23 protein-coding genes and 1 pseudogene are annotated in these 25,307 nt (G+C 60.6%); 12 read left to right on the top strand and 12 right to left on the bottom strand.

Features of this window, described 5'->3' with window-relative positions; all coding sequences use genetic code 11:
• Positions 1-30: 30 nt before the first annotated feature.
• A complete protein-coding gene (locus tag DW189_RS02175; RefSeq protein WP_162508163.1) occupies positions 31-918 on the bottom strand; it encodes an endonuclease/exonuclease/phosphatase family protein in 888 nt (295 codons plus the stop codon).
• A 226-nt stretch (positions 919-1,144) separates the two neighbouring features.
• Between DW189_RS02175 and DW189_RS02170 the strand changes: the two genes are divergently transcribed.
• From DW189_RS02170 to DW189_RS02155, 4 genes and pseudogenes are all read left to right on the top strand, one after another.
• Positions 1,145-2,803, top strand: coding sequence for a ribulokinase (locus tag DW189_RS02170; RefSeq protein ID WP_117506710.1), 1,659 nt, complete (start codon positions 1,145-1,147; stop codon positions 2,801-2,803).
• Positions 2,804-2,836: 33 nt separating this feature from the next.
• Positions 2,837-3,853, top strand: a pseudogene (locus DW189_RS02165) (MFS transporter); the annotation flags it as partial.
• A 269-nt stretch (positions 3,854-4,122) separates the two neighbouring features.
• Positions 4,123-5,496: an FAD-dependent oxidoreductase gene (locus DW189_RS02160; RefSeq protein ID WP_117506708.1), complete on the top strand. Its 1,374-nt coding sequence runs from the start codon at positions 4,123-4,125 to the stop codon at positions 5,494-5,496.
• Entirely contained in the window at positions 5,493-6,854 is a 1,362-nt protein-coding gene (locus tag DW189_RS02155; protein WP_117506707.1) for a histidine-type phosphatase, read from the top strand. The genes DW189_RS02160 and DW189_RS02155 overlap by 4 nt, the downstream gene beginning before the upstream one ends.
• A gap of 103 nt (positions 6,855-6,957) precedes the next feature.
• On the opposite strand, the gene DW189_RS02150 is transcribed toward DW189_RS02155, so the two are convergent.
• The 8 genes from DW189_RS02150 to serC all read right to left on the bottom strand — a co-directional run bounded on the left by DW189_RS02150 (position 6,958) and on the right by serC (position 14,424).
• The gene (locus DW189_RS02150) at positions 6,958-7,662 is read right to left on the bottom strand and encodes a peroxiredoxin (protein ID WP_018695840.1); all 705 of its coding nucleotides are present in this window, start codon (positions 7,660-7,662) and stop codon (positions 6,958-6,960) included.
• Between the two features lie 462 nt (positions 7,663-8,124).
• Positions 8,125-8,670, bottom strand: a complete 546-nt coding sequence (locus tag DW189_RS02145; RefSeq protein WP_117506706.1) for a 2-oxoacid:acceptor oxidoreductase family protein — start codon at positions 8,668-8,670, stop codon at positions 8,125-8,127.
• Positions 8,671-8,678: 8 nt separating this feature from the next.
• Entirely contained in the window at positions 8,679-9,440 is a 762-nt protein-coding gene (locus tag DW189_RS02140; protein WP_018695838.1) for a thiamine pyrophosphate-dependent enzyme, read from the bottom strand.
• Between the two features lie 5 nt (positions 9,441-9,445).
• Entirely contained in the window at positions 9,446-10,540 is a 1,095-nt protein-coding gene (locus DW189_RS02135) for a 3-methyl-2-oxobutanoate dehydrogenase subunit VorB (RefSeq protein ID WP_018695837.1), read from the bottom strand.
• Positions 10,541-10,542: 2 nt separating this feature from the next.
• On the bottom strand, positions 10,543-10,770 hold the full coding sequence (locus DW189_RS02130; RefSeq protein WP_022333079.1) for a 4Fe-4S binding protein: 228 nt from the start codon (positions 10,768-10,770) through the stop codon (positions 10,543-10,545).
• A 250-nt stretch (positions 10,771-11,020) separates the two neighbouring features.
• Positions 11,021-12,265 (bottom strand): DUF1015 domain-containing protein, encoded by a 1,245-nt coding sequence (locus DW189_RS02125; protein ID WP_026318363.1) that lies wholly within the window; start codon positions 12,263-12,265, stop codon positions 11,021-11,023.
• Positions 12,266-12,336: 71 nt separating this feature from the next.
• Positions 12,337-13,260 carry a 3-phosphoglycerate dehydrogenase gene (locus DW189_RS02120; RefSeq protein ID WP_032135858.1) on the bottom strand — a complete coding sequence of 308 codons (924 nt, stop codon included), beginning with the start codon at positions 13,258-13,260 and terminating at the stop codon, positions 12,337-12,339.
• Between the two features lie 90 nt (positions 13,261-13,350).
• Positions 13,351-14,424 carry a 3-phosphoserine/phosphohydroxythreonine transaminase gene (gene serC, locus DW189_RS02115; RefSeq protein WP_117506705.1) on the bottom strand — a complete coding sequence of 358 codons (1,074 nt, stop codon included), beginning with the start codon at positions 14,422-14,424 and terminating at the stop codon, positions 13,351-13,353.
• A 201-nt stretch (positions 14,425-14,625) separates the two neighbouring features.
• Between serC and DW189_RS02110 the strand changes: the two genes are divergently transcribed.
• The 6 genes from DW189_RS02110 to DW189_RS02085 are packed head-to-tail and all read left to right on the top strand — an operon-like array spanning position 14,626 to position 19,509.
• Entirely contained in the window at positions 14,626-15,498 is an 873-nt protein-coding gene (locus DW189_RS02110) for a YicC/YloC family endoribonuclease (protein ID WP_117506704.1), read from the top strand.
• Entirely contained in the window at positions 15,498-16,067 is a 570-nt protein-coding gene (gmk, locus tag DW189_RS02105) for a guanylate kinase (RefSeq protein ID WP_117506703.1), read from the top strand. The genes DW189_RS02110 and gmk overlap by 1 nt, the downstream gene beginning before the upstream one ends.
• Positions 16,064-16,873: a nicotinate (nicotinamide) nucleotide adenylyltransferase gene (nadD, locus tag DW189_RS02100; RefSeq protein WP_117506702.1), complete on the top strand. Its 810-nt coding sequence runs from the start codon at positions 16,064-16,066 to the stop codon at positions 16,871-16,873. Before gmk ends, nadD begins: the two co-directional genes overlap by 4 nt.
• A gap of 2 nt (positions 16,874-16,875) precedes the next feature.
• Positions 16,876-17,862 carry a D-alanine--D-alanine ligase gene (locus tag DW189_RS02095; RefSeq protein WP_117506701.1) on the top strand — a complete coding sequence of 329 codons (987 nt, stop codon included), beginning with the start codon at positions 16,876-16,878 and terminating at the stop codon, positions 17,860-17,862.
• On the top strand, positions 17,859-18,431 hold the full coding sequence (locus tag DW189_RS02090) for a DUF3109 family protein (RefSeq protein WP_018695828.1): 573 nt from the start codon (positions 17,859-17,861) through the stop codon (positions 18,429-18,431). The genes DW189_RS02095 and DW189_RS02090 overlap by 4 nt, the downstream gene beginning before the upstream one ends.
• Positions 18,432-18,462: 31 nt before the next feature.
• Positions 18,463-19,509: a M23 family metallopeptidase gene (locus DW189_RS02085; RefSeq protein ID WP_117506859.1), complete on the top strand. Its 1,047-nt coding sequence runs from the start codon at positions 18,463-18,465 to the stop codon at positions 19,507-19,509.
• Positions 19,510-19,728: 219 nt separating this feature from the next.
• Here the strand turns inward: DW189_RS02085 and proC are convergent, their stop codons facing one another.
• From proC to DW189_RS02070, 3 genes are all read right to left on the bottom strand, one after another.
• Positions 19,729-20,511: a pyrroline-5-carboxylate reductase gene (gene proC, locus DW189_RS02080; protein WP_022333089.1), complete on the bottom strand. Its 783-nt coding sequence runs from the start codon at positions 20,509-20,511 to the stop codon at positions 19,729-19,731.
• A 4-nt stretch (positions 20,512-20,515) separates the two neighbouring features.
• Positions 20,516-21,184, bottom strand: a complete 669-nt coding sequence (locus DW189_RS02075) for a YggS family pyridoxal phosphate-dependent enzyme (protein WP_117506700.1) — start codon at positions 21,182-21,184, stop codon at positions 20,516-20,518.
• A gap of 112 nt (positions 21,185-21,296) precedes the next feature.
• Positions 21,297-22,550, bottom strand: coding sequence for a WD40-like domain containing protein (locus tag DW189_RS02070; protein WP_055203407.1), 1,254 nt, complete (start codon positions 22,548-22,550; stop codon positions 21,297-21,299).
• Between the two features lie 191 nt (positions 22,551-22,741).
• Here DW189_RS02070 and DW189_RS02065 point away from each other — a divergent pair, with 191 nt between their 5' ends.
• Together DW189_RS02065 and DW189_RS02060 are read left to right on the top strand one after the other, a co-directional pair.
• Complete coding sequence (locus DW189_RS02065) at positions 22,742-24,436, top strand: C69 family dipeptidase (protein WP_117506699.1); 1,695 nt, start codon at positions 22,742-22,744, stop codon at positions 24,434-24,436.
• A gap of 15 nt (positions 24,437-24,451) precedes the next feature.
• Positions 24,452-25,306 (top strand): hypothetical protein, encoded by an 855-nt coding sequence (locus tag DW189_RS02060; protein WP_117506698.1) that lies wholly within the window; start codon positions 24,452-24,454, stop codon positions 25,304-25,306.
• Position 25,307: the final 1 nt, after the last annotated feature.

The following is a 25,307-nucleotide window of genomic DNA, read 5'->3' as shown; positions in this document are numbered from 1 at the left end:
AAGCATACGCAATGCGCCCCTCCGCGACGGCTATTCGATCACGATATCCGCCGTAAGGAAATAGTGGTCGCTGGGATACTTGCCGCCGACACAGTCTTTTACCAATGCGGAGGAGACGACCCGGATACCCGTGCCTTTCAGGAAAATGAAGTCGATACGCCCGGGCGTCCCCTTCTTCGGCTCATAGGCATCGCCCTCGAACCGGTGGAAGGACATCTGCTCCGCATCTTCGCCGTTGGCCTCGACGAACGCATCGACCCAGCCGGCACCCGCAAGCACCCCGGCAACGGGGTTCGAAGGCCTGGAGTTGAAATCCCCGGCCAGCACCTGCGGCACGCCGGGCGGATACTGCGACGCCTCGTCCGCCACGGCCCGCACCTGCGCAAGCCGCGCCTCGTACGAAATATGGTCGAGGTGCACGGACAACACCCGGAACTCGCGCCCCGAACGGCGATCCCTGAGCCGCACCCAATTGACATGGCGCGGGCGGGCCGTGCCCCACGACGAGGAGCCGCCCACGAGCGGGGTGTCCGACAGCCAGTAAACCCCGGCGCCCGTCATTTCATAGCGCCTCTTCGAGAACATCACGAGGTTCTTGGCGATACCGTGGTACTCCCGGTCGGGCAGGGCATCCGTCTCGGGGCCCGGGTAGCCGAAGACGAAATACCCCGGGAACATCCGGCACATGTCCTCGTACTGGCCGACGGTCACCTCCTGCAGGCAATAGATATCCGCTTTGCAGCGCTTCATCACCCGCTCGCAAACATATTTACGCGCAGACCAGCCGTTTCCGCCCTCCTCATCCTGCGGCAGGGCCACCCGGATATTGCACGACGCCACGCGGTGTACGCCGCGCCCCCGGGCGACGGCCATGCCGCACAGCAACAGCGCGGCACACACGATCAGAATCCGTTTCATACCGATCCTCCTTAAATTGCAACGCCTCCAACGGGTATTTAGAAATGCACATGGAAGCATAATAAAAACAAATAGAAACTATAAAACACACAATAATACAAAAAAAGAAATAATAAAGCATAAAATAAACATAAAAAGAATAAAATAATTTTACCTTTGCATTACCGGCCCGCCGGAATGGAGCCGGAACCAACCGCAAAAAAACACGATCTACACCTAACAAACCATGAAGGAAACATACGTCATAGGCATCGACTACGGCACGGATTCCGTGCGCGCCCTTCTGGCGGATGCCGCGACAGGCGAAACAATCGCCGACTCGGTATTCAGCTACCCGCGCTGGGGCAGGCAGGAATACTGCTCTCCGGCGGAGGCACGCTTCCGCCAGCATCCGCAGGATTACCTCGACGGCCTGCGCCACGTGATAGGCGAAGTGGTGGCCGCACGGCCCGACGCGGCGCCGCATATCAGGGCGGTTTCGGTCGACACGACGGCCAGCACGCCGTGCCTGGTAGACCGCACGTGCACGCCGCTGGCGCTGCGCCCCGAATACGCCGACGATCCGGACGCGATGTTCGTCCTGTGGAAAGACCACACGGCGCAGCGGGAATCGGAAGAAATCACCGCCCTGTGCGCCCGCAGCGAGATCAATTATGCCCGCCATTCGGGCAACCACTACTCGGCCGAATGCTTCTGGGCCAAATGCCTGCACCTGCTGCGCGGCAGCCGGCGGCTCCGCCGCGACGCATATGCCATGGTCGAGCTCTGCGACTGGATACCCGCCGTGCTCACCGGGGCGGACAATCCCTCCGCGATACGCGCCAGCCATTGCGCCGCAGGGTCGAAACAGATGTGGGCCGAGGCCTGGGGAGGATTCCCTCCGGAGGCGTTTTTCGAAGCACTCGACCCCGCGTTGCTACCCATCGTGCGCAACATCAGCAAGACGAACCGCACGTGCGACCACGCTGCGGGGACGATCACGCCCGCGTGGGCACAGACGCTCGGACTTCCCGAAGGGGTCGTAGTAGGGGTGGGCAACATCGACGCCCATGCGGGAGCCGTAGGCGCCGGAATCCGCTGCGGCACGGTCGTGCTCAACCTCGGCACCTCGGCCTGCCACATGGCGCTGATGCCTTCGGATGAGATGGGCGGACGCCTCGTCGAAGGGATATTCGGACAGGTGGACAGCTCGATCGTACCCGGCATGGTCGGGTTCGAAGCCGGGTTATCCGCCTTCGGGGATGTCTATGCGTGGTTCAGGAACCTGCTGTGCTGGCCCCTGGAAGAGTTGCTCGTGCAGCCTGGGGCACCCGACGCGCAGGCCCGGCAGCGGCTGGCCGAAGAGTGCCGCGACAAAATCATGGGCAGGCTCGCCGAAGAGGCTGAGCGGCTGGAGCTCCGGGCGGACATGCCGCTGGCGACGGACTGGCTCAACGGCCGCCGCAACCCGTACCCCGCACCGGAGCTGACCGGGACGCTCACGGGGCTGCGGCTCTCGACGACGGCGCCCGAAATATACTACGCATTGGCCGAAGCGACGGCGTTCGCCACGAAGGCGATCCTCGACCACCTCGCAGCGAACGGCGTGGCGATCGAGCGCCTCACGGGGATCGGCGGCATATCGCAGAAATCGCCCTTCGTCATGCAGCTGCTGGCCGACGTAACCGGCCGGGAAATCTCGGTCATCGACTGCAAACAGGCCTGCGCCATGGGTTCGGTGGTCTACGCCACGGTCATCGCGGGCTGCTACGGCTCGGTGGAAGAGGCGCAGCGGGCGCTCTGCAACTTCCCTTCACGGCGCTATACGCCCCGCACGGAACGCCACCCGCTGCTCATGCAGCGATACGAACGCTACAAAGCCCAGGGAGGGCTCCCGCAACGCTAACCGACACGCAAACCCATACAACCGACGACACGCATGAACCTGCTGAACAACCCGGAAAAACGGAAATGGATGATCGTGGTGACGATCTTCATCGCCATCATCTGCAATTACCTCGACCGCCAGTTGCTTTCGATCCTCAAGCCGACGATCAAAGCGGCCTTCGAGATGAACGACGACGGCTATGCCTTCATCGTCAACATCTTCCTGATATGCTACGCCGTCATGTATCCCATATCGGGCATCCTGGTCGACCGGTTCGGCCCGAAAAAGGTGATGTTTCTGGGCATCCTGGCATGGTCGGCGGCCTGCATCGGAGGCGGCCTTTCGACCAATATGGAGCAGTTCGCCTTTTTCCGCGGGCTGCTGGGGCTGGCCGAGCCCACGATTTTTGCCGGGCAGATCGTCGCCGTGACCGTCTGGTTCGAAAAACGCCAGCGCGCCACGGCCAACAGCCTCTGCACGGCGGGCGGGTCGATCGGCACGGTCGTGGCCCCGATCGTCATCGCATGGCTCTCGACGATCTTTCCGTGGAACGACGTCTTCGTCCTGGCCGGGGCCATCGGCATCCTGATCGCCATCGTTTGGATGGCCGTCTACGCCGACCCGCCCAAAGAGATACTCGACGTCACGCTCAGCGAAAGCGCCGCCAACCGGCACCACGGCAAAGCCTTCACGTGGGGCGGGCTCTGGAAGACGCGCACGCTGTGGGGCGTGCTGCTCATCCGTTTCGTCAGCGACCCGGTCTGGTATTTCTGTCTCTTCTGGCTGCCCGGTTACCTGCAGGAGGATTCGGGACTGACGCTCATACAGGTGGGATGGGTCGGCTGGATCCCGTTCCTGTTCGGCGCCGTGGGCGGCGTATTGACCTCGGCATGGTCGGACAAAATGGTACGAAGGGGCATGGATCCGCTGCGCGCGCGCAAGCGCATGATGACGCTGGTGGCCGTCGCGGCACCCCTGTGCATCTTCACGCCCTATTTCAACGCCCTGCCGCCGTACTGGAACGTCGCGGCCATCATCGCCTCGTTCAGCCTGATCGCCATCATGTGCCTGAGCTGGCTCTACACGATCTGCGTGGTGATCGCCGAGGCATTCCCTGTACGCAACGTAGCCAGCGTAGTCGGCATCACGGCAGGCTTCGGGGCCGTGGGCGGAGCGATCTTCAACTACTACGTCGGGCAACTGCTGAGCACCATGGGGCCGTCGCTTTTCCTCGTAATGGGCGTCCTGCACTGGATCGCCGTCGTGATACTCTGGAAAATGACACGCCCTGAAATCCCGCAGGAAAAACAAGCTGTACAAAAATAAAAACCGAAACCATGGAAAAGAAAATTACGACCGTCCGCGAACCCGCCCGCGACATCCCCGTACGCGCATCGGCGGACATACTCATCGTCGGCGGGGGCCCCGCGGGGCTCATGGCCGCACAGGCCGCAGCGGGCGAAGGGCTGAAGGTCATGCTGATCGAAAGCCGCGGCTACCTGGGCGGGAACCTCACGATCGGGCTCCCGATCCTGGGATTCCTGGGGCAGAAAGGCAACCAGATCATCGAGGGGCTCCCGCAGCGGTTTATCGACCGGCTGCAGGAGCGGGGCGCCGCGAGCGGACACCGACCCTGCAAGCTCCACGTAAGCCTGACGATCATCGACCCGGAGGAGAGCAAGACCCTCGCACAGCAGTTGATGGAGGAGGCCGGCGTCGAGGTGCTGATGTATGTTTTCTGCACCGACGTCATCAGGGAGGGCAACGAGGTAAAGGGGGTGGTCATCGAAAGCAAGGCCGGGCGCGAGGCGATCCTCGCCCGCACCGTGATCGACTGCACGGGCGACGCCGATGTGGCCTTCCGTGCCGGCGTCGAGTGCCGCAAGGGCGATGCCGAGGGCGGCATGCAGCCCCCGACGCTGATGTTCTCGATGCGCGGTGTCGCCACACAACGCCTGCGCGACGCGATCGCAGAGCACCCGGACATCTACGACATGGACATCATGCCTGCGGAGTCGTTCCGCAACGAGAAGTTCATCACCGTGGGGCTTCGCAACCAGATCGCCAAGGCGCGCGAGGCGGGGATCGACCTCCCGGTGGCCCGCACGATCCTTATCACGGGCATGTCCGAGGACGAAATATGGGTCAACATGTCGCGTGTGAACGGCGTAGACCCGACCGATCCCGGGAGCTACACTCGTGGGGAAATCGAAGCCAGGAAGCAGGTTTACCAAATCCGGAAATACCTCCGGCAGTTCGTACCAGGGTTCGAAAACGCGTGGATGGATCGGGTGGCACCGTTCATGGGTATCCGCGAGAGCCGCGTCACGGTCGGGAAATACGTCCTCACGGCCGGGGATATCCTGGCCTGCCGACACTTCGACGACGCCATTGCCGTAGCCAGCTATCCCGTCGACCTGCACCATCCCAAAGGCGGGGACTGCACGCTGGAATACTGCGGCGACTGCTACGACATCCCGTACCGGGTGCTTGTGCCCGCAAAGGTCGAAAACCTGCTCGTCGCAGGCCGCTGCGCCTCTTTCACCCACGAAGCGATGGCCTCGACACGCGTGATGTCGACCTGCATGGCCCTCGGCGAAGCCGCCGGACGCGCCGCACGCATCGCCCTGCGGGACGGAGTGAAACCGTCGCAGGCCGACGTGGCGAAGCTGCGCAGCGAATTGAAACGAACCGGAGCCTACCTCCGATGACGGTACGGATCATGCGGTTTACGAAACTGCTGCTCGGCCTCGGCCTGGCGGCCTGTGCATGGCCCCTGTCCGGACAGAACGCCCGCCAGGAGATTTATGCCGACCCCGACAAAGCCGGCGGGGTATACTATGCCTACACGTACGACAATCCGGCCCGGACTCCCGCGCCCGAAGGTTACGAACCTTTCTACATCAGCCACTACGGTCGCCACGGCTCACGCTGGCTGCTCAGGGCGTCGGAATATACGGAGGTGTTGGAAACTTTCGGCAAGGCCGCCCGCGAGGGCGCCTTGTCGGAGTTCGGGCAGGATGTTTTACGCCGCGTGGAACGGGCCTGTTCGGACGGCGAGGGCAGGGCGGGCGACCTCACGCCGCTGGGTGCCGAACAGCATTACGGGATCGCGGAACGGATGTTCGAATCCTACCCGGAGGTCTTCCGGGGCAACGCGCGTGTCGACGCACAATCGACCGTCGTGGTACGCTGCGTGCTGAGCATGGCGGCATTCTGCGACCAGCTGCGGAGGATGAACCCGGAACTGGAAATCACGCGGACGGCCAACAACCGCACGACCCGCTACCTGAACTTTTTCAGCACGGCGGCAAACCCCGGGCTCGCCCCGGAGTACCTAAACCTGTTGAAAAGCGAGAGCTGGATACAGGCCGAAGAGAGGTTCCGGGAGAGCCGGATGCATCCGGAGCGCCTGATGGCCAGGTTATTCGCAGGCGGGAAAGCTCCGGCGGACATCGACCCGCGGGAGCTGATGCAACAGCTCTGGGCTCTGGCCGTAAACGAACAAGACACCCGCAGCGGAATCACGTTCCGCGACCTGTTCACCCCCGAAGAACTGTATGCCGTCTGGGAGTGCGTCAACTACCGTTTCTACCACCAGCGAGGCCCCGGGGCGCTCAACCGGGGATATGCCCTGCGCTATGCGACGGCGCTGCTCGAAGAGATCATCGCCCGCGCCGACAGTGCGCTCGTGCGGGGCGTGCCCTCGGCCGACCTGCGCTTCGGGCACGACGGCAACCTCATGCCTCTGACCTGCCTGATGGCTTTCGACGGCTGCACGGCCGAGGTTTCCGATCCGGATCTGATCGCGGACGCATGGCGCGATTACCGTATTTCACCGATGGCGGCCAACATCCAGATGATCTTTTACCGGAAAGAGGGGACAGCCGACATCCTGGTCAGGATACTCCACAACGAACATGAAATGTATCTTCCGCTCGCCTCCGCAAGGCCGCCGTACTACAAATGGGATGACCTGCGGGCCTTCTACCGCCGAAGGATCGCCCAAGCGAAAGCGACGGCCGCGGAACCGCCGTCAGCAGGCACACGACAGGCTCCCGGAGCATAACCGGCTGTTGGGCTTCCGATCCGGGAGGCGCGGCGTATTCAACGAAAAGGGGGGGGGCTTTGTAAAGCCTCCCCCCCCTTTTACATTGCCGGCCGGAACCGGACTATCCCTTGATAGCTATGCCTTTGCCGAGTTTTTTCTCGATCTCCTCCTTCGGGAGAGGACGGGTGCAGAAGAACCAGTCGTAGCATTTTACCCCTTCGGGCTGGTCGTCCATATCCTCGCCCTGCATCGGGACGATCACCTCGTCGCCCGGACGCCAGTCGGCCGGCATGGCGACCCCGAATGCGTCGATGGACTGCAAACCCACCAAGACACGCTTTATCTCCTCGAAATTGCGTCCCAGAGCCAGCGGATAGTAGATCATCGCGCGCAGTTTGCCCTCGGGATCGACGAAGAATACGGCACGCACGGCTGCCGTCTGGCTTTCACCGGGCTGGATCATGCCGTAAAGGTTCGCCACCTTCATCGACACGTCGTCGATGATCGGGAACTCGACCTTGATATCCTTCATGCCCCGGTATTCGATCTTCTCACGGATCGTACGCAGCCATGCGATATGGCTGTTGCGGCTGTCGACCGACAATCCGATCAGTTCGCAGTTCAAAGCCCTGAATTCGGCCGTACGGGCGCCGAACGTGAGTACCTCGGACGTGCATATCGGCGTAAAGTCGGCGGGGTGGCTGAACAGGATCACCCATTTGCCCTTGTAATCGGCGGGAAAGCTGATCTTTCCCTGTGTTGTCATCGCTTCGAATGCCGGGACGGGTTCACCCAGGCGCGGCAGTTGCTGTTCGTTCTTTTCCATAATCCGAAATATTAGTTTTATGCCGGGGCCCGCAAAGTCGGTGCCGATGGATGCGAACCGGGGATCTTTCTACTAAATTACGGTTTTCACAGGAATATTCCTAATCCGGAACCCTCTGGTTTACGCGGGAATACGGAAGCGTATACACAAACGGCGCTTTTGGGTAGGGCCCGGCTTTCCCGGACGATCGCGGCGTCCGGAAAGGACATCGCACCGATGGAGGCCCAAAGCCGGAATACGGGGCAGGCTCAGCCAACGGGGTTGGAAAGCGGGTGACGGGAAAAACACGGCGGACAGGCAGAAGGGGACGGGGCACAAGGTACAAGGTTAAGAAACGAATCTAGGGAACGCACGTCGGGCGGAACGGGGCGCGAAAAACGGGAGGTCCCTTGTCAAATACATGAGCGGCAGGCACATGGCCTGCCGCTCTTTCCTTCGGGAACCCATCGGAACCCTGCTCCGTCAGCGTATCTTGCGGATGATCTCGCCGCCGTGGCGGATCGCCTCCTCGTTGGCGGGAAGCATCTTCCACGCACGTTCGGGCAGCGACTTCTTGAGGCCGACCATCACGTTCTCCATCTCGACGACGGGGCGCACCTTGAGGTACCCGCCCAGAATCATCGTATTGAACAGCTTGGCCTGTCCCATCCGGGCGCATTCGGCCGTGGCGTCGATCGCATAGACCTCGATGTCCTCGCGCACGGGATGGCGCGTGATACCGTTCGTATCGTAGATCAGGATGCCGCCGGGCCTGACCATCGGCTCGAATTTCTCCATCGACTGCTGGTTCAGGATGATGGCCGTATCGAACTCGTGGGCGATCGGCGAAGAAATCTTCCTGTCCGAAAGGATTACCGTCACGTTGGCCGTACCGCCGCGCATCTCGGGGCCGTACGAGGGCATCCACGTGACTTCGAAGTCCTGCATTACGCCCGAGTAGGCCAGTATCTTCCCCATCGAGAGGACGCCCTGGCCCCCGAACCCTGCGATAATTAAAGTCTCTTTCATAGCATCCCTTATTTTACGTCCTTGATATCGCCCAGCGGATAGTAGGGCAGCATGTTCTGTTCGAGCCACTCGTTCGAGGCCACGGGCGAGAGTTTCCAGCCGCTGTTGCAGGTCGAAACGACCTCCACGAGCGAAAAGCCCTTGCCGGCCATCGAATTTTCGAACGCCTTGCGGATCGCACGCTTACACTTGCGCACGTTGGCGGGCGTATGCACGCTCTGGCGCGTGATGAAGGTGGCACCGTCGAGGTGCGCCATCATCTCGGCGATCTTGTAGGGATAGCCGTTCAGGCGCGGGTCACGGCCGTAGGGCGTCGTCGCGGTCTTCATACCCAGCAAGGTAGTCGGGGCCATCTGGCCGCCCGTCATGCCGTAAATGGCGTTGTTGATATAGATCGCCACGACGTTCTCGCCGCGTGCGGCCGCGTGGATCGACTCCGCCGTGCCGATGGCCGACAGGTCGCCGTCGCCCTGGTAGGTGAAGACCAGGTTGCCGGGATAGAGCCTTTTCACCGCCGTAGCTACGGCCAGGGCGCGTCCGTGGGCGGCCTCGATCCAGTCGATGTCGATATAATTGTATGCGAATACGGAGCAGCCCACGGGCGAAACGCCTACGGTCTTTTCCGCGAAGCCCATCTCCTCGATGACCTCGGCGATCAGTTTATGTACCGTACCATGACTGCAGCCGGGGCAGTAGTGCATGACGTTGTCGGTAATGAGCTTCGGTTTCGCGTAAACCAGGTTTTCGTTTTTGATTTCAACCTCTGCCATAGCCTTTACTTTTTAATCAGTTTTTCCTTGAGCGCCGCGAGCACTTCGTCGGGCGCGAACATCATACCGCCCTGACGGCCGAAATGCTCGACGGGAGCTACGCCGTTCACGGCCAGCCGCACGTCCTCGACCATCTGGCCGGCATTGAGCTCGGCGGAAAGGAAGCCTTTGACACCGCGCGCGGCCAGTTCGGCCAGCGGCTTCTTGGGGAAAGGATAGAGCGTGATCGGACGCAGCAGGCCGACCTTCAGCCCTTCGGCGCGTGCCATCTCGACCGTGGCCGAGCAGATACGGGCCGACGAACCGAACGCCACGATCACGTAATCCGCATCGTCGCAGCCGATCTCCTCATAACGCACCTCGTTCTCTTCAAGCGCCTTGTATTTCTCCTGCAGGCGCTTGTTGATGATCTCCATCTTCTCGGACTGCAACTCCAGCGACGTCACGATATTGCGCTTGCGGTCGGCAGGCTTGCCGTAGGTAGCCCACGAGCGGCACTCGGCAGCGATCTCTTCGTCGGTCTTGCGGGGACGCTGCGGCGCGAGCACCACCTTCTCCATCATCTGACCGATCGCCCCGTCGGCGAGGATCATCGCCGGGTTGCGGTATTTGAACGCGAGGTCGAACGCCTCGGCCACATGGTCGTGCATCTCCTGCACCGAATTGGGCGCCAGTACGATCATGTGGAAATCGCCGTGGCCGCCGCCTTTGCAGGCCTGGAAATAGTCGCCCTGCGAAGGCTGGATCGTACCCAGCCCCGGGCCGCCGCGCTGGCAGTTGATCACCAGGCAGGGCAGTTCCGCCCCCGCCAGGTAGCTCAGCCCCTCGGACATCAGGCTGATGCCGGGGCTCGACGACGAGGTCATCACCCGTTTTCCGGTCGATGCGCCGCCGTAGACCATGTTGATCGACGAGATCTCCGATTCGGCCTGCAGCACGACCATGCCCGTGGTCTCCCACGGCTTGAGTTCCATCAGTGTCTCCATCACTTCCGACTGGGGAGTGATCGGGTACCCGAAATATCCGTCGCAACCGTAGCGAATCGCCGCATGGGCTATCACCTCGTTGCCTTTCATCAGTTTTACCTCTTTCTCTGCCATAGCTACTCGAATTTTTGACGATAAACCGTGATGACGCTATCGGGGCAAATCACCGCGCACGAAGCACACCCCGTGCAGGCATCGGGATTCACCATCCGGGATATGGGATAGCCCTTGCTGTTCACCTCTGCCGACAATTCCAGCACGTCGCACGGACACGAAGCCACACAGACCCCGCACCCTTTGCACCGTTCCTTGTCGACAACGATTGTTCCTTTTATTTTAGCCATAAGCCGTAGTATTGTTAAGTTCCTTACAAATATAAGAAAAAATCCCGGAAATTCTAAACGAATGCAACAAATCTTATCATGAAAAACGGATAAATGAAAGCAGTGCGCCCGGAATAACCCGCCCGAACGCACTGCGTACAAAATATTTCCGCCATTTTATTCCGCCTTCGGACAGGGGTTCGAAAACGCGCCGGACAGGCGGTTCCCCGAGGGTTGAATGACTTACCGGCCCCCGACCATCGCGGGGCGGTTACTCTTCGAACGAGTGGATCACCACGCCCGAGCGGAGTTTCGGCTCGAACCACGTCGTCTTCGGGGGCATGATGTTACCCGTGTCGGCGATGTTGATGAGCTGTTGCATCGAAACGGGGTAGAGGGCGAACGCCGCCTTCATCTCGCCGCTGTCGACACGGCGTTTGAGCTCGCCCAGACCGCGGATTCCGCCCACGAAGTCGATCCGCTTCGACGTGCGCAGGTCTTTGATGTCCAGTATTTTGTCCAGCACGAGGTTCGACAGCACCGTCACGTCCAACACACCGATCGGGTCGTTGTCGTCGTATGTCCCGGGCTTGGCCGTCAGGCTGTACCAGTGCCCGCCGAGATACATCGAGAAATTATGCAGCCCCGTCGGACGGTACTCCTCCGTGCCCTTGTCCTCGACCGTGAAACTTTCAGCGAGCTTTTCGAGCAACTGCTCCGGCGTCAGGCCGTTCAGGTCTTTCACGACGCGGTTGTAGTCGATGATCCGAAGCTGCCCCGCGGGGAAAGTCACGGCGAGGAAATAGCAATACTCCTCGTTGCCCGTATGGCCGGGGTTCTTTGCCTGGCACTCCTGTCCCACGCGCGCCGCGGCGGCTGTGCGGTGATGCCCGTCGGCGACATAGAGCGCCGGGATGCCCGCGAAAATCTCCGTGATACGGTCGTTGGTCTTCTTGTCGCGGATAACCCACAGCTTATGGCCGAAGCCGTCGGCAGCCGTGAAATCGTATTCCGGGTCGTTGTTCTTCACCACGTCGGCCACGATGGCGTCGATCTCGGCGTTGTCGGGATAGGCGAAGAACACCGGTTCGATATTGGCCTGCTGGTTGCGGACGTGGATCATGCGGTCTTCCTCCTTGTCGGGACGCGTCAGTTCGTGTTTCTTGATCGCCCCCGAGAGGTAGTCTTCGTAATGGCAGCACATGGTCAGTCCGTATTGCGTGCGGCCGTCCATCGTCTGCGCATAGATGTAATAATACTCCCCGGGATCCTGTTCGAGCCAGCCCTTCTCACGCCATGCACGGAAATTCTCGACCGCCTTGTCGTAAACCTCCTGCGAATGTTCGTCGGCAATAGGCTCGAAATCTATTTCGGGCTTGATGATGTGCAGCAACGAGCGTTCGGTGGCCTCGGCCTTGGCCTCGGCGGAATTCAACACGTCGTAGGGGCGCGACGCCACTTCGGACGCATACTGTTTCGGGGGACGTATCCCGCAAAAAGGTTTGATTTTCACCATAATGAATTAATGTATTAAAGCGAAAAAGGCGGGCGCAGCCTTCGCTCCCGCCTTTCACGCGCCGTTATCCGCTATTTGTTCACCTGGAACCGCGTATTGCCGTTCCTGAAAAAATCGACGATTTGGGTGGCTGCGGCCAGACCCGCGTTGATATTGGCCTCGGCGGTCTCGGCCCCCATCTTTTTGGCGGTGGCAAACACCCGCTTGCCGAATTTCTCGTCCAGCTCGGCCTGGTTCCCGGCAGCGATGTCGGTAATGTATTTCAGGTCTTCGCGTTCGGTCAGCGCACGCACGACACCCTGTTCGTCGATCACCTCCTTGCGGGCGGTGTTGACCAGCGTGGCACCCTTGGGCATCGACATCAGCAGTTCGTAGCCGATCGAGCCGCGGGTTTGCTCCGTAGCCGGGATGTGCAGCGACAGGAAGTCGGCCTGCCTGTACAAATCTTCGAGGGAATCCACCTTCTTCACACCGTCGGCTTCGAACACCGCCGCATCCGTGATGAAGGGGTCGTAGGCGATGACGTTCATGCCCAGCGCCTTACCCTTGCGCCCCACGAGTTTGCCCACATTGCCGTAGGCGTGGATGCCGAGGGTCTTGCCCTGTATCTCCGAACCCGTACCGGGCGTAAAGCGGTTGCGCGACATGAAGACCATCATGGCGAGCGCCAGCTCGGCCACGGCGTTGGAGTTCTGCCCCGGGGTATTCATCACCACGATACCGCGCGCCGTGGCGGCCGCGAGATCCACGTTGTCGTAACCCGCACCGGCACGAACCACGATTTTGAGGTTCTTCGCCGCCCCGATGACTTCGGCCGTCACCTTGTCGCTGCGGACAATGAGCGCATCGACATCGGCCACGGCGGCCAGCAATTGGGCCTTGTCGGTATATTTTTCAAGCAGGGCCAGTTCATAGCCCGCGTCCTCGACGATCCTGCGGATGCCGTCGACAGCCTCCTTGGCAAAAGGCTTTTCGGTCGCAACTAATATTTTCATACCTGTACTTTCTATCAGATGAATAAAATCGATGTCCGTGGCCGCCTTTTTCTTCGGGGTGAACGTAAAGAAATGCGCCATGGCCGTCCGTTATTTCGCGTGTTTGGCGGCGAACTCCTGCATGCACTCCACGAGGACTCTGACGCTCTCGATGGGTAGAGCGTTGTAGCACGATGCGCGGAAGCCGCCCACCAGGCGGTGGCCCTTGATGCCCACGATACCGCGTCCCTTGGTAAATTCCATGAACTCGGGAGCCAGTTCCTCGTAGCCGTCGGCCATCACGAAGCAGATGTTCATCAGCGAGCGATCCTGCTTGTCGACCGTACCGCGGAACAGCGGGTTGCGGTCGATCTCGTCATACAGCAGGGCGGCCTTCTCCTTGTTGCGTCGGTAGATTTCGGGTACGCCGCCGATCGACTTGAGCCAGCGGAGGGTCTCCATGAGCACGTAGATCGGGAATACGGGGGGCGTGTTGAACATCGAGCCGTTCTCGACATGGGTGCGGAACGAAACCATCGTCGGCAGGTCGCGCACGACACGGTCGAGCATGTCCTCGCGGATGATGGCGAACGCCACGCCGGCCGGGGCGAGGTTCTTCTGCGCACCGCCGTAGATCATGGCGTATTTCGTGACGTCGACCGGACGCGAAAGGATGTCCGACGACATGTCGGCGATCAGGGGCACGGGCGAGGCGAGGTCTTCGTGGTATTCGGTGCCGTAGATCGTATTGTTGGAGGTGATATGCACATAGTCCAGGTCGGCGGGGATCGCAAACCCCTTGGGGATGTAGGTGAAATTGCGGTCTTCGGACGAAGCGAGCAGCTCGACCTCGCCGTAACGCTTGGCTTCCTTGATGGCCTTCTTGGCCCAGACACCGGTATTCACATAGCCGGCCTTCCTGCCCAGGAAGTTGGCGGGCACTTCGTAGAAAAACGTGCTGGCACCGCCGCCGATATAGAAGATCTTGTAGTTGTCGGGGATGCCGAGCAGCTCACGGAAGAGCGCGTCGGCCTCGGCCATCACGTTCTCGAAATCCTTCGTCCGGTGCGAAATCGAAAGCAGGGAAAGGCCCGAACCGTTGAAATCTACGATAGCTTTTGCTGCGTTCTGGATGACTTCGTCTGCGAGGATCGAGGGTCCCGCGTTGAAATTGTGCTTTTTCATAATATTCGGATGTGAATTTAGTGTTTCGGACTCCAGCCTGTTAGTTTACTAACACAAATATAGGTAAAATATTCCGGAGAATACAACAGTTGTGCAAAACTTGTTCAAAGAAATTTCACTCGGCGTCCCGAACGCTCGGCATTTTGAATTGTTTTTATTACTTTTGCCCAAACTTAACATCCTCCGCAAATGGTAAAATCCATGACGGGCTTCGGCAAGGGCGAAGCCACGCTGCAAAATAAGAAGATCACGGTCGAAATCCGCTCGCTCAACTCCAAACAGCTCGACCTCGGGCTGCGGCTTCCGGCCGTTTACCGCCAGTCGGAATACGAAATCCGCAATATCATCACCCGCACGGTACAGCGCGGCAAGGTCGATGTCTTCGTGACCGTCGAATCGCAGACCGTGGAGACCCCGGCGCGTATTAATAAAGAGGTATTCGCCGCCTATGCCGGGCAACTGCGCGACGCGGCGCAAAACGCCCGACTCAACTATGCGGGGATCGGATGGGACAGCGCCGCCCTGCAGGCCATCATGCGCCTGCCGGAGGTCGTATCGACCGAAGCGGAGAGCATCTCCGACGAGGAACACGCGGCGCTGGTCGCCGCCACCGAAGCCGCCGTGGCGCAGCTCGACGCGTTCCGCCTGCAGGAAGGCGCGATCCTGATCGCCGACCTGCTGAGCCGCGTGGACAAGATCGAAGGCTACAAACAGGAGGTCGTGCCTTTCGAAAAGGCCCGCACGGAGACGGTCAGGGCCCGCCTGCTGGAAAACCTCGAAAAGCTGCAGGTCGACGTCGACCGCAACCGGCTGGAGCAGGAGATGATCTTCTACCTCGAAAAACTCGACATCACCGAGGAGAAGGTGCGCCTGGCCAACCACTGCAGGTATTTCCGCGAGGTGGCCGCCCAGGAGGAGGGCGCAGGCCGCAAGCTGGGCTTCATCGCACAGGAGATGGGCCGCGAAATCAACACGATGGGCTCGAAGGCCAACGAATCGAACATCCAGATACTCGTAGTTAAGATGAAGGACGAGCTGGAAAAGATCAAAGAACAGGTACTGAACATATTATAATGGGCAAGGTTATCATATTCTCCGCCCCGAGCGGTTCCGGGAAGACGACCATCGTACGCGAATTGCTGAAGCGTTTCCCGCAGTTCGAATTTTCGGTATCGGCGACCAGCCGCGCACCCCGAGGCTGCGAGCGCCACGGTTGCGACTACCACTTCATGACGCACGAAGAGTTCATGCGCGCCGTCGCGGAAAACCGTTTCGTGGAGTGGGAAGAGGTCTACCAGGGCACTTGCTACGGCACGCTGCGCTCGGAGGTGGAACGCATCTGGGCCAAGGGCAACATCATCGTCTTCGACGTGGACGTCATCGGGGGGATCAACCTCAAACGCATCTTCGGCGACGACGCTTGCTCGATATTCGTCATGCCGCCCTCGATCGGGGAGCTGCGCCGCAGGCTCGTATGCCGCGGCACGGACGCCCCGGAAGTGATAGACCGCCGTGTGGCGAAGGCCGAATTCGAACTGACGAAAGCCCCCGAATTCGACCATGTCGTCGTAAACGACTCGCTCGACGAGGCGATCCGCCAGACGACCGCGATCATCGACCAATTCATCGCACGGCAGCCATGAAACGCGTCATGCTCTATTTCGGGTCGTTCAACCCCATCCATAAAGGGCACATCGCCCTGGCGGAATACGCCGTGGAAAAAGAACTGTGCGACGAGCTGGTGCTCGTCGTTTCGCCCCAGAGCCCCTATAAACAGGCCGAAGAGCTGGCCCCCGAGATGGATCGGTTCGAAATGGCCGAGGCGGCCTGCGCGGCGTCGCGCTATCCCGACCGGATAAAACCCTCGGTCGTCGAATTCCTGCTGCCCAAGCCGTCGTATACGATCGACACGCTGCGCTACCTGGCCGAGAACCACGGCGCGGATATGGAGTTCTCGATCCTCATGGGCGCCGACCAGATAGAACGGCTCGACGGCTGGAAAGAGTACGACCGCATCCTCGAATACCCGGTATACGTCTATCCCCGCCGCGGCGAAAGGGTAGACAGGTTCCCCGGCCGCATCATGGTGCTGGAAGACGCGCCGCTGCAGGATTTTTCCGCGACACAAATCCGCGAACGCATCGGGCGGGGCGAGGATGTCTCGCAGATGCTCGACAAGGGCGTCGCCGAACATATCCGCCGCAAGGGGCTGTGGAACCCGACGGCCCGCAAATCGGCCCTGACGGCACAGATCGCCGCCGATCCGGAAAACACGGCGCTCTATATGGAACGGGGCAAGCTCCACTACCGCCTCAACGAGTGGGGCGCAGCCCTCAACGACTTCAACCGCGTACTGCAAGCAGACGACAGCCACGCCGAGGCGCGGCAGTATGCGCAGATGGTACGGGAAATACTGGAATTCAGATATAAGGACATATACAACCCCTGACAATGACACGCCTGAAGATTGCCCTCATGGCGGGCGGAGATTCGCCCGAACGGGGGATCGCGCTCCAGAGCGCCGCACAGATCGAAGCGGCGCTCGACCATACGAAATACGACATCACGGTCATCGACCTCCACCACCGCGACTGGCACTACACGGCCCCCGACGGACGCGAGTGGCAGGTCGACAAGAACGATTTTTCGCTCACGGTGGAAGGCGAGCGCAAAGCATTCGACTACGCCCTGATCATCATCCACGGCACACCCGGCGAGGACGGCAAGCTGCAAGGCTACCTCGACATGATGGGCGTCCCTTATTCGTCGTGCTCGATGACCTCGTCGGTCATCACCTTCGACAAGATCACCACCAAGCGCACCGTAGCGGGACGGGGCATCAACCTCGCCCGCGAGATTTTCCTCCGCAAGGGCGAAACGGCCGACCCGGACAGGGTGGTCGCGGAGTTCGGACTGCCGCTCTTCATCAAGCCCAACGCCAGCGGCAGCTCGTTCGGCGTGACGAAAGTCCATACGCGCGACGAGGTGCTGCCCGCCATCGAGGCGGCCTTCGCCCAAAGCGACGAGGTGCTGATCGAAGAGTGCATCGCGGGCCGTGAAATGGGCTGCGGCATGATGGTGGCCGGAGGCAGGGAATACCTGTTCCCGATCACGGAGATCGTATCGAAAAAGGATTTCTTCGACTACCAGGCCAAATACACCGAAGGCTATTCGGACGAGATAACCCCCGCCGACATCGCCCCGGAAATTGCGGAGGAACTGCACCGCATGACCCGCATCGCTTACAGGGCATGCCGCTGCTCGGGTGTCGTACGCGTCGATTTCATCGTCACGCCCGAAGGCAAACCCTACCTGATCGAAATCAACTCCATCCCCGGCATGAGCGCCGGGAGCATCGTCCCCAAGCAGGCACGGGCCATGGGCATGTCGCTGGGAGAGATGTTCGACCTGATAATCGCCGACACCTGCCGCAAATGATCGAAATCGATGACAAAATCGTGAGCGCAGACCTGCTGCGCGAATGTTTCGCCTGCGACATCGCGCAGTGCAAGGGTATCTGCTGCGTCGAGGGGAATGCCGGGGCGCCGCTCGAAGCGGAGGAGGTCGGCATACTCGAACGCGAATATGCGGCCTACAAGCCCTATATGACGCCCGAGGGCATCGAGGCCGTCGAGCGGCAGGGCTTCATGGTCATCGACGAAGACGGCGACCTGACTACGCCGCTGGTCGGCGACGCGGAATGCGCCTACACCTACTCGGAGAACGGCATCACGCTCTGCGCCATCGAAAAGGCGTGGCTGGAGGGCAAGACCGCCTTCCGCAAACCGATCTCATGCCACCTCTATCCGATCCGCGTCGTGCGGTTTTCGAACGGCACGGCAGGGCTCAACTACCACCGCTGGTCGGTCTGCGCCCCGGCGCGCGAATGCGGCCGCAGGCTGGGAATCCCGGTCTACAAGGCGTTGCGCGAACCGATCGTGCGCCGTTTCGGCGAGGAATTTTACAAGGCGCTGGAAGCTGCCGAAGAATTTATCCGACAACAATAAAATACAGATGAAAAAATACTGCCTCACCTATATGGCCGCCGTTGCGGCACTCTCGGCATCGGCCGCAGCGCCGCAGGCCGAACGCAAAACCGATTCGCTGCACATCGCATCCCTCTCGCCCAGGGAGGCTGCGACCATAGACTCCATCGTCGCAATGCGCCTGCGGCTCCAGCCCAAGCAGATCGAGTCGATTTTCGACACCAACGACGTGGTGGCCATCGACACGCTCGATTCGGGCAACGACGCCATACAGGTGGTGCTTTACAGCAACAACACGTGGAAATACGTCCGCAACCGCGAGATAGCCAAGGACAGCACCATCTTCGAGAAATACTGGGATACGACAACGCTCTTCCCCTACAAGGAGGTGGACATGTCGTCGATGCCCAAATCGGTGGTCATCGACCTGGTGGACTCGGTCACGAGCTACCACTGCCCCTACCAGGGTTCGGTGCACCCGCGCGGCAAATACGGCCCGCGGCGGCGGCGCCAGCATCAGGGCGTCGACCTGCCGCTCAAGGCGGGCGACCCGGTCTACGCCACGTTCTGCGGCCGCGTGCGTATTTCGGAATATAACAAGGGCGGCTACGGCAACCTGGTCATCATCCGCCACGACAACGGGCTGGAGACCTACTACGGGCACCTTTCGGAGCGCATGGTCGAACCCAACCAGTGGGTCGAGGCCGGGCAGATCATCGGCCTGGGCGGCTCGACGGGGCGCAGCACGGGGCCGCACCTGCATTTCGAGACCCGCTATTACGGGCAGTCGTTCGACCCCGAGCGGCTCATCGACTTCAAGAACGGACTGCTGTGCCGCGAGACCTTCCTGCTGAAAAAATCGTTCTTCAGCATCTATTCGAACGCCGGGCAGGACTTCGACGACGAGATCGCCAACGAAGAGCAGGACAAGAAGGAGGCGGCCGAAAAGGCAGCCATGAAGTACCACCGCATCAAGTCGGGCGACACGCTGGGCGCCATCGCCCGCAAGTACGGTACGACCGTGACGAACATCTGCCGCCTGAACGGCATCAAGTCGACCACCACGCTGCGCATCGGACGTTCGCTGCGGGTGCGGTAGACGGCGAAGTGCCGATGGGATACGGCACGGCTGCTCCCACACATAGACGAAAAAGGCCGGGGCTTTGGGGCCTCGGCCTTTTTTACTCGTCCCTGAGGAGAGCAATGCGGAATTACGGTAAAACGGTTTGGTGCCCGTTTATGCGACAGGAAGCCTCCGGAAAACGGCATGTTCCCGGGCGACAAGCAACTACTGGTAACAAGCAGCGCCCGGGCGAACCTATTTCTTATCCTGGATGGCGTCGATGGCGTCGATCACGGCTCCCCGGAAACGCTTGCGCTCCAGCTCCCCCACACCGACGATGGTCGTACCGCCGGGCGAACAGACGGCATCCTTCATCATGGCGGGATGCTGTCCCGTGGCGAGTTGCAGTTTTCCCGTACCGACGACCATCTGGCTGGCCATGCGGTAGGCATCGGCACGCACGATGCCGTGCTTGACGGCGGCGTCGGCCAGCGCCTCGATGAACATCGCCACGAAAGCCGGGCCGCAACCGCAGACCGTCCCCGCAATGCCGAGCTGGGCAGTATCCACCGGTATCACGAGCCCCACGTGCGACAGCAACGCCTGCACCGACTGCCACTCGGCTTCGGACAGCGAATGGCGGCGTTCGCAGACGACGATACCCTCGCAGACGGCCACGGGCGTATTGGGAATCGTGCTGAGGTGATGCGTCCCCGGCGCGAGGATCTCCTCGTAGCGGTCGAACGTCATCCCGGCGGCTACCGAAACGACGACCTTGCCCGCCAGCATCCCTTTGACGGGGGCCAGCACGGCTTCGACCTGGTACGGTTTCACCGCCACGACCACCACGTCGGCAAACCCCGCGACTCCCGCGGCATCGTCGAAAGCGAGGAACCCGTGGGGTTCCGTATTACGGTGCAGCTTCGCCCGGTCGCGGGCGCATGCGCCGATCTGCCCGGGCTGCAAAGCCCCCGATGCGGCAAGCCCTGCGGCCAGGGCCTGCGCCATGTTTCCGAATCCGATAAATCCTACCTTCATATCATCATTGTTTGGAATAATCCCTCTCCCCGAATATCAGCGACCCGACGCGCACCATCGTCGAGCCGCACTCGACGGCGATGGGGTAGTCGTGCGACATGCCCATCGACAGGATGTTGAACCGCGCCCCGAAATTGGGCTGCAACAGGTCGAAACAGCGCTTCAGCTCCCTGAAGTCGCGGCGTATCACCTCCCCGTCGTCGGTATTGGTCGCAATGCCCATCACGCCGCGTACGCAGATGTTCGGCATCTGCGCGAAAGGCGCCGTGCGGAGGTACTGCATCAGGTCATCCAGCTCCCAGCCCGATTTGCTCTCCTCGTCGGCGACGCGGATTTCGAGCAGTATCTCGATCGTGCGGCCGCATTTGGCGGCTTCGCGCTGGATGGTTTCGGCCAGCCGCGCACTGTCGACCGAATGGATCAGCGACACGAACGGGGCGATATACTTCACCTTGTTGGTCTGCAGGTGGCCGATCATGTGCCACTCGATATCCTTGGGCAGCACGTCGTATTTTTCACGCAGCTCCTGCGGACGGCTCTCGCCGAAAATGCGGTGCCCGGCATCGTAGGCCTCGCGGATCGCCCCGGCGGGGTGGGTCTTCGACACGGCGACCAGCGTGACATACTCGGGCAGGGTGCCGCGCACGAAGGACAATTGGTATGCTATCGACATAATCTATTCGGTTTTGGTGTGTAAAAATACGCAAAATTCGTACAAGACGAAACAAGCCCGGAAAAAATCCGGGCCTGCATACCGTTTTTATCCGTCCGGAATCCCGGACATGCTATCGGGCCAGTACGATTTCGGAGCAGGGGACGGCTCCGTCCAAGACCCGCTCCGAGCCGGACTCCATGTCGTAGACCCGGATCCGGTTGCCGCCGTCGCCGGTGTCGCAGAGCATGAACAGCTCCTCGGTCTTCCCGCCGTCATGGCGGACGGCGATCGAGCGGACGGTGCCCTGCACCGCCGCCAGCGTCCTGTCGAACTCCATCGACACGGGGTTATACAGACGCAGTTCGGTCACACCGCCCTTCGCCACGGCATAGCCGCCGACGGCGTAATAGGTCTCGCCGTCCTGCCCTTTGTCCAGCACTCCGAACGGCACCATCGCATCGGCCTGTTCGGCATCGCCCGTTTTTACGGCGTATCCCTCGCCGCTGCGACCGGTAAGCACCAGCGGCGTATAACTATCCGGGGCAGTGTGTGCCGCGAGCAGAAGGTAACCGCCGTAGACGGTCACGAAAGGATTTTCGCCCAGCATCTCGGGCGCAATGTCCGAAGGCAGCATCCACGACGGGGGCACAGGTGCGACGTTGGTACGGGTCATATTCAACTCCATGAGGACGAGCCGGCCGGCCTCATGGCGCAGGAAGGCGGCGAAATCGGAGAGGGTGCCCGCGACGACGACATTGTCGTAGCCCGAATCCCGGAAGTAACGCATCGTGAGGTCGTAGAACGCCGCAGCGCCGATATTTCCGCCGGGCGCGAGGCCGTAGATACGGTTCGAACCGGGGGTATTCACCACGCAGTGCATGCGGCGCAAAACGCCCAAGGTCTCAATGCGGGTTAGGTCGCCCGTCGTCAGGTCGATCCGGTCGATCCCGGTTTCGTCGCAATCGTACTGGGTGATGCCGTAGAGCGACGGCTCCTCGGGCGGGCGGCCGTCGGATACGGATATTTTACCCAGCGTCATGGCCTTGCCGCGGCGGAAGAGCTTCACCTCGGTCGTAGAGGCGGGGTAGCCTCCGGGGGCCAGGAACGTGATGTCCGATTCGGTACGTTCCGTCACGACGGCCCAGACACCGTCGGCATATCCTTCCGGGAGAGCCGCCTGCGACAGGGGCCACGCGATCCGCAGCATGATGTCGTCGTCGGCCTCGAAGCCGCGCGCCGCAACGGTCACCTCGTCGCCGGGCGCGAATAGCTGCGATGACGGGGGCATCACCACGTCGGTGACGAACGGCGCACCATCGCCCTCGTCCGTGGTACATGCCAGCAGGAAAAGCCCGAAAAAGGATAAAAACAATAGTTTCTTCATATAACCTACTATATAACAATTACATACCTCCGCACCGGGGGGGGGTATCCGCCGGAATGCAATGCGCTTGCATACGTCGTAAAGATACGACATAAAGCCCTAATATCCAAATAAAATGCGACATATTGTACCCGCTGCGTTTTGCCGTTTAGGATTTGTTTCGTACATTTGGGATCAAAACCGGAAAACCTATGAGAAAACTCCAGTATTGCCTCGCGGCGGCAGCCCTCTTCGCCTATGGCGCAGCCGCGGCCTGTACCAATTTCATCGTAACCAAAGGGGCATCGACCGACGGCTCGGCCATGGTCTCCTATGCCGCCGATTCGCACGCGCTCTACGGCGCCCTGTACCACACCCCCGGCGGGAAATTCAGGGCCGGGGCCATGCTGCCCGTCTACGAGTGGGACACGGGACGCTACCTGACGGACATCCCGCAGGCGGGCGAAACCTATTCGACCATCGGCAACATGAACGAGCATTCGCTCATCATCGGCGAAACGACCTACGGAGGCCGCCCGGAACTGGAGGACTCGACAGGGCTGATCGACTACGGGTCGCTGATCTACATCACGCTCCAGCGCGCCAAGACCGCCCGCGAGGCGATCCTCACGATCGCTGAGCTGGCCAATACCTACGGATATGCCTCGAGCGGCGAGTCGTTCTCGATCGTCGACCCCGAAGAGGCGTGGATCATGGAGCTGATCGGCAAGGGCTACAAGGACGACGGCAAGGGCGGCAACGCCCGCAAGGGCATCGTATGGGTAGCCCGCCGCATCCCCGACGGCTATGTCTCGGCGCACGCCAACCAGGCGCGTATCACGACCTTCCCGAAGGACGACCCCGAGAACTGCCTCTATTCGCCCGACGTGGTGGCGTTCGCCCGCGAGATGGGTTACTACGACGGCACGGACGAGGATTTCAGTTTCTGCGAAGCCTACGCCCCGGCCGATTTCGGCGCGCTGCGAGGCTGCGAGGCCCGCGTGTGGGCATTCTTCCGCACGGTGGCCGACGGAATGGACAAATACGTGGACTATGCGATGGGGCACAATGCCGAAAACCGCATGCCCCTGTGGGTGAAACCCCGCACGAAGGTGTCGCCCAAGGTGGTCTTCGACTGCATGCGCGACCACTACGAAGGCACGCCGATGGACATGACCACCGACATAGGCGCCGGGGGCAGCGCCTGCCCCTACCGCTGGCGGCCGATGTATTTCGAGGTCGACGGCGTGGAATACTGCAACGAACGTGCGACGGCCACGCAGCAGACCGGCTTCTGGTTCGTGGCACAGGCACGCCCCAACGTGCCCGACAACATGGGCATCCTCTGGTTCGGCGTGGACGATGCGGCCACGTCGTGCCTGACGCCCATCTACTGCTGCACGCAGGGCGTCCCCGAGTGCCTGAGCGAAGGCAACGGTTCGATGCTCGAATATTCGCCGACGTCGGCGTTCTGGCTCTTCAACCGCGTTTCGAACTTCGCCTACATGCGTTACGACATGATCGCGGGCGACATCCGCAAGGTCGTGGACAAATGGGAAAACGAGGCGCTCCGCCTGGTGCGCGACGTCGATGCCGAGGCCATGACGCTCTCGCCCAAGGCCCGCGGCAAATTCCTCTCGGAGTTCAGCATCGCCACGGCGCAGCAGTTGTTCGACCGCTGGTCGAAGCTCGACAAGTACCTGCTGGTGAAATACATGGACGGCAACGTGAAAAGCGAACATGCGGGCGTGCTGGAATACCTCGACGGCAAGGGCGGCCCGGCGCATTTCGTGGACAACGGCAACGGCAAACAGATCCCCGACAAGATCCAGTTCCCGGGTTACAACGAGAAATGGAAGCGTGCCGTGGCGGCCGATAACGGTGAAGTACTGAAAGTCATCGACTAAAACTCCACAGAGAAAATGAAGGAGAAAATAAACAGGAGAACCACGATCCTCGTCGCTCTGTTTTTAATAACAACCGTTTTCATCGCTGCATCTTTATACGCCGTCTCAAATCGGCCTGCAGAAAACGCTAACCGGATAAGCGCATGCGACGATCCTACGCCGGACTCACTGCATGCAGATTCGGTATTCGAACAGGACTACACCCGGTTACCCGTCGATGAAGAGACGGAAATCGACATTTTGCTGCCGGCGGGATACAGGGGTTCGCAAGCCTCGGATTTCGACCATATGTATTCGGAATCTTGGTATGACTTTTATGAGGACGGCGCTGGTTATTTCGACCTGAAAAAAGCGGATTTAGAGATCGGAAACTACTATGACGACTGCATTGGGGATTCGGTCGCGTATGTCGGTTCCGCCAGAGACGGTTTGCTGCTGATAAAGGGGATAAAACCTGCAGCAAGCGGTGTGGAAACCATGAAAGCGGAACAGGACAATGTTCCGGCAGGCGAGCAAATGGAATTTGAATTTCACGGCCGGAAGTATCGGCTGCATGCAAGCGGAGTCAATACGGGCGACCAACCAGAGGGAGATGAAAGTTCGTGGGATACGGTAAAAAACTACAAACTCTATCTGTCGGAAGCAGGGTCGGGAAACGAGCAATTATTGATCGCCATGCCGGGATTCTGGGACACCAAAGCGCTCATTCTCTGGATCGGAGATTTGGATGCCGACGCAAAGCCGGACTTCGTCTTCGATGTTTCGGACGACTACGAATCCAAATGCGTAGTCTTGTTCTTATCGTCGAAAGCCGACGAATCTCAAATCGTAAAATGCGTAGGCCGGTCATATTATGCATTCGACTGTTAAT

Source organism: Alistipes sp. AM16-43 (assembly GCF_003435745.1).
GTDB lineage: Bacteria > Bacteroidota > Bacteroidia > Bacteroidales > Rikenellaceae > Alistipes > Alistipes onderdonkii.
This window is presented reverse-complemented; position numbering and strand designations above follow the sequence as displayed.

Excerpts from the sequence above, each read along its gene's own strand:
- DW189_RS02145 (WP_117506706.1), bottom strand. The coding sequence starts at position 8,670 with ATGAAAGAGACTTTAATTATCGCAGGGTTCGGGGGCCAGGGCGTCCTC.
- nadD (WP_117506702.1), top strand. The coding sequence starts at position 16,064 with ATGAAACGCGTCATGCTCTATTTCGGGTCGTTCAACCCCATCCATAAA.
- serC (WP_117506705.1), bottom strand. The coding sequence starts at position 14,424 with ATGAAAAAGCACAATTTCAACGCGGGACCCTCGATCCTCGCAGACGAA.
- DW189_RS02175 (WP_162508163.1), bottom strand. The coding sequence starts at position 918 with ATGAAACGGATTCTGATCGTGTGTGCCGCGCTGTTGCTGTGCGGCATG.
- DW189_RS02075 (WP_117506700.1), bottom strand. The coding sequence starts at position 21,184 with ATGTCGATAGCATACCAATTGTCCTTCGTGCGCGGCACCCTGCCCGAG.
- DW189_RS02135 (WP_018695837.1), bottom strand. The coding sequence starts at position 10,540 with ATGGCAGAGAAAGAGGTAAAACTGATGAAAGGCAACGAGGTGATAGCC.
- gmk (WP_117506703.1), top strand. The coding sequence starts at position 15,498 with ATGGGCAAGGTTATCATATTCTCCGCCCCGAGCGGTTCCGGGAAGACG.
- DW189_RS02060 (WP_117506698.1), top strand. The coding sequence starts at position 24,452 with ATGAAGGAGAAAATAAACAGGAGAACCACGATCCTCGTCGCTCTGTTT.
- DW189_RS02160 (WP_117506708.1), top strand. The coding sequence starts at position 4,123 with ATGGAAAAGAAAATTACGACCGTCCGCGAACCCGCCCGCGACATCCCC.
- DW189_RS02085 (WP_117506859.1), top strand. The coding sequence starts at position 18,463 with ATGGCCGCCGTTGCGGCACTCTCGGCATCGGCCGCAGCGCCGCAGGCC.
- DW189_RS02170 (WP_117506710.1), top strand. The coding sequence starts at position 1,145 with ATGAAGGAAACATACGTCATAGGCATCGACTACGGCACGGATTCCGTG.
- DW189_RS02090 (WP_018695828.1), top strand. The coding sequence starts at position 17,859 with ATGATCGAAATCGATGACAAAATCGTGAGCGCAGACCTGCTGCGCGAA.
- DW189_RS02130 (WP_022333079.1), bottom strand. The coding sequence starts at position 10,770 with ATGGCTAAAATAAAAGGAACAATCGTTGTCGACAAGGAACGGTGCAAA.
- DW189_RS02065 (WP_117506699.1), top strand. The coding sequence starts at position 22,742 with ATGAGAAAACTCCAGTATTGCCTCGCGGCGGCAGCCCTCTTCGCCTAT.
- DW189_RS02140 (WP_018695838.1), bottom strand. The coding sequence starts at position 9,440 with ATGGCAGAGGTTGAAATCAAAAACGAAAACCTGGTTTACGCGAAACCG.
- DW189_RS02155 (WP_117506707.1), top strand. The coding sequence starts at position 5,493 with ATGACGGTACGGATCATGCGGTTTACGAAACTGCTGCTCGGCCTCGGC.
- proC (WP_022333089.1), bottom strand. The coding sequence starts at position 20,511 with ATGAAGGTAGGATTTATCGGATTCGGAAACATGGCGCAGGCCCTGGCC.
- DW189_RS02120 (WP_032135858.1), bottom strand. The coding sequence starts at position 13,260 with ATGAAAATATTAGTTGCGACCGAAAAGCCTTTTGCCAAGGAGGCTGTC.
- DW189_RS02110 (WP_117506704.1), top strand. The coding sequence starts at position 14,626 with ATGACGGGCTTCGGCAAGGGCGAAGCCACGCTGCAAAATAAGAAGATC.
- DW189_RS02095 (WP_117506701.1), top strand. The coding sequence starts at position 16,876 with ATGACACGCCTGAAGATTGCCCTCATGGCGGGCGGAGATTCGCCCGAA.
- DW189_RS02070 (WP_055203407.1), bottom strand. The coding sequence starts at position 22,550 with ATGAAGAAACTATTGTTTTTATCCTTTTTCGGGCTTTTCCTGCTGGCA.
- DW189_RS02125 (WP_026318363.1), bottom strand. The coding sequence starts at position 12,265 with ATGGTGAAAATCAAACCTTTTTGCGGGATACGTCCCCCGAAACAGTAT.
- DW189_RS02150 (WP_018695840.1), bottom strand. The coding sequence starts at position 7,662 with ATGGAAAAGAACGAACAGCAACTGCCGCGCCTGGGTGAACCCGTCCCG.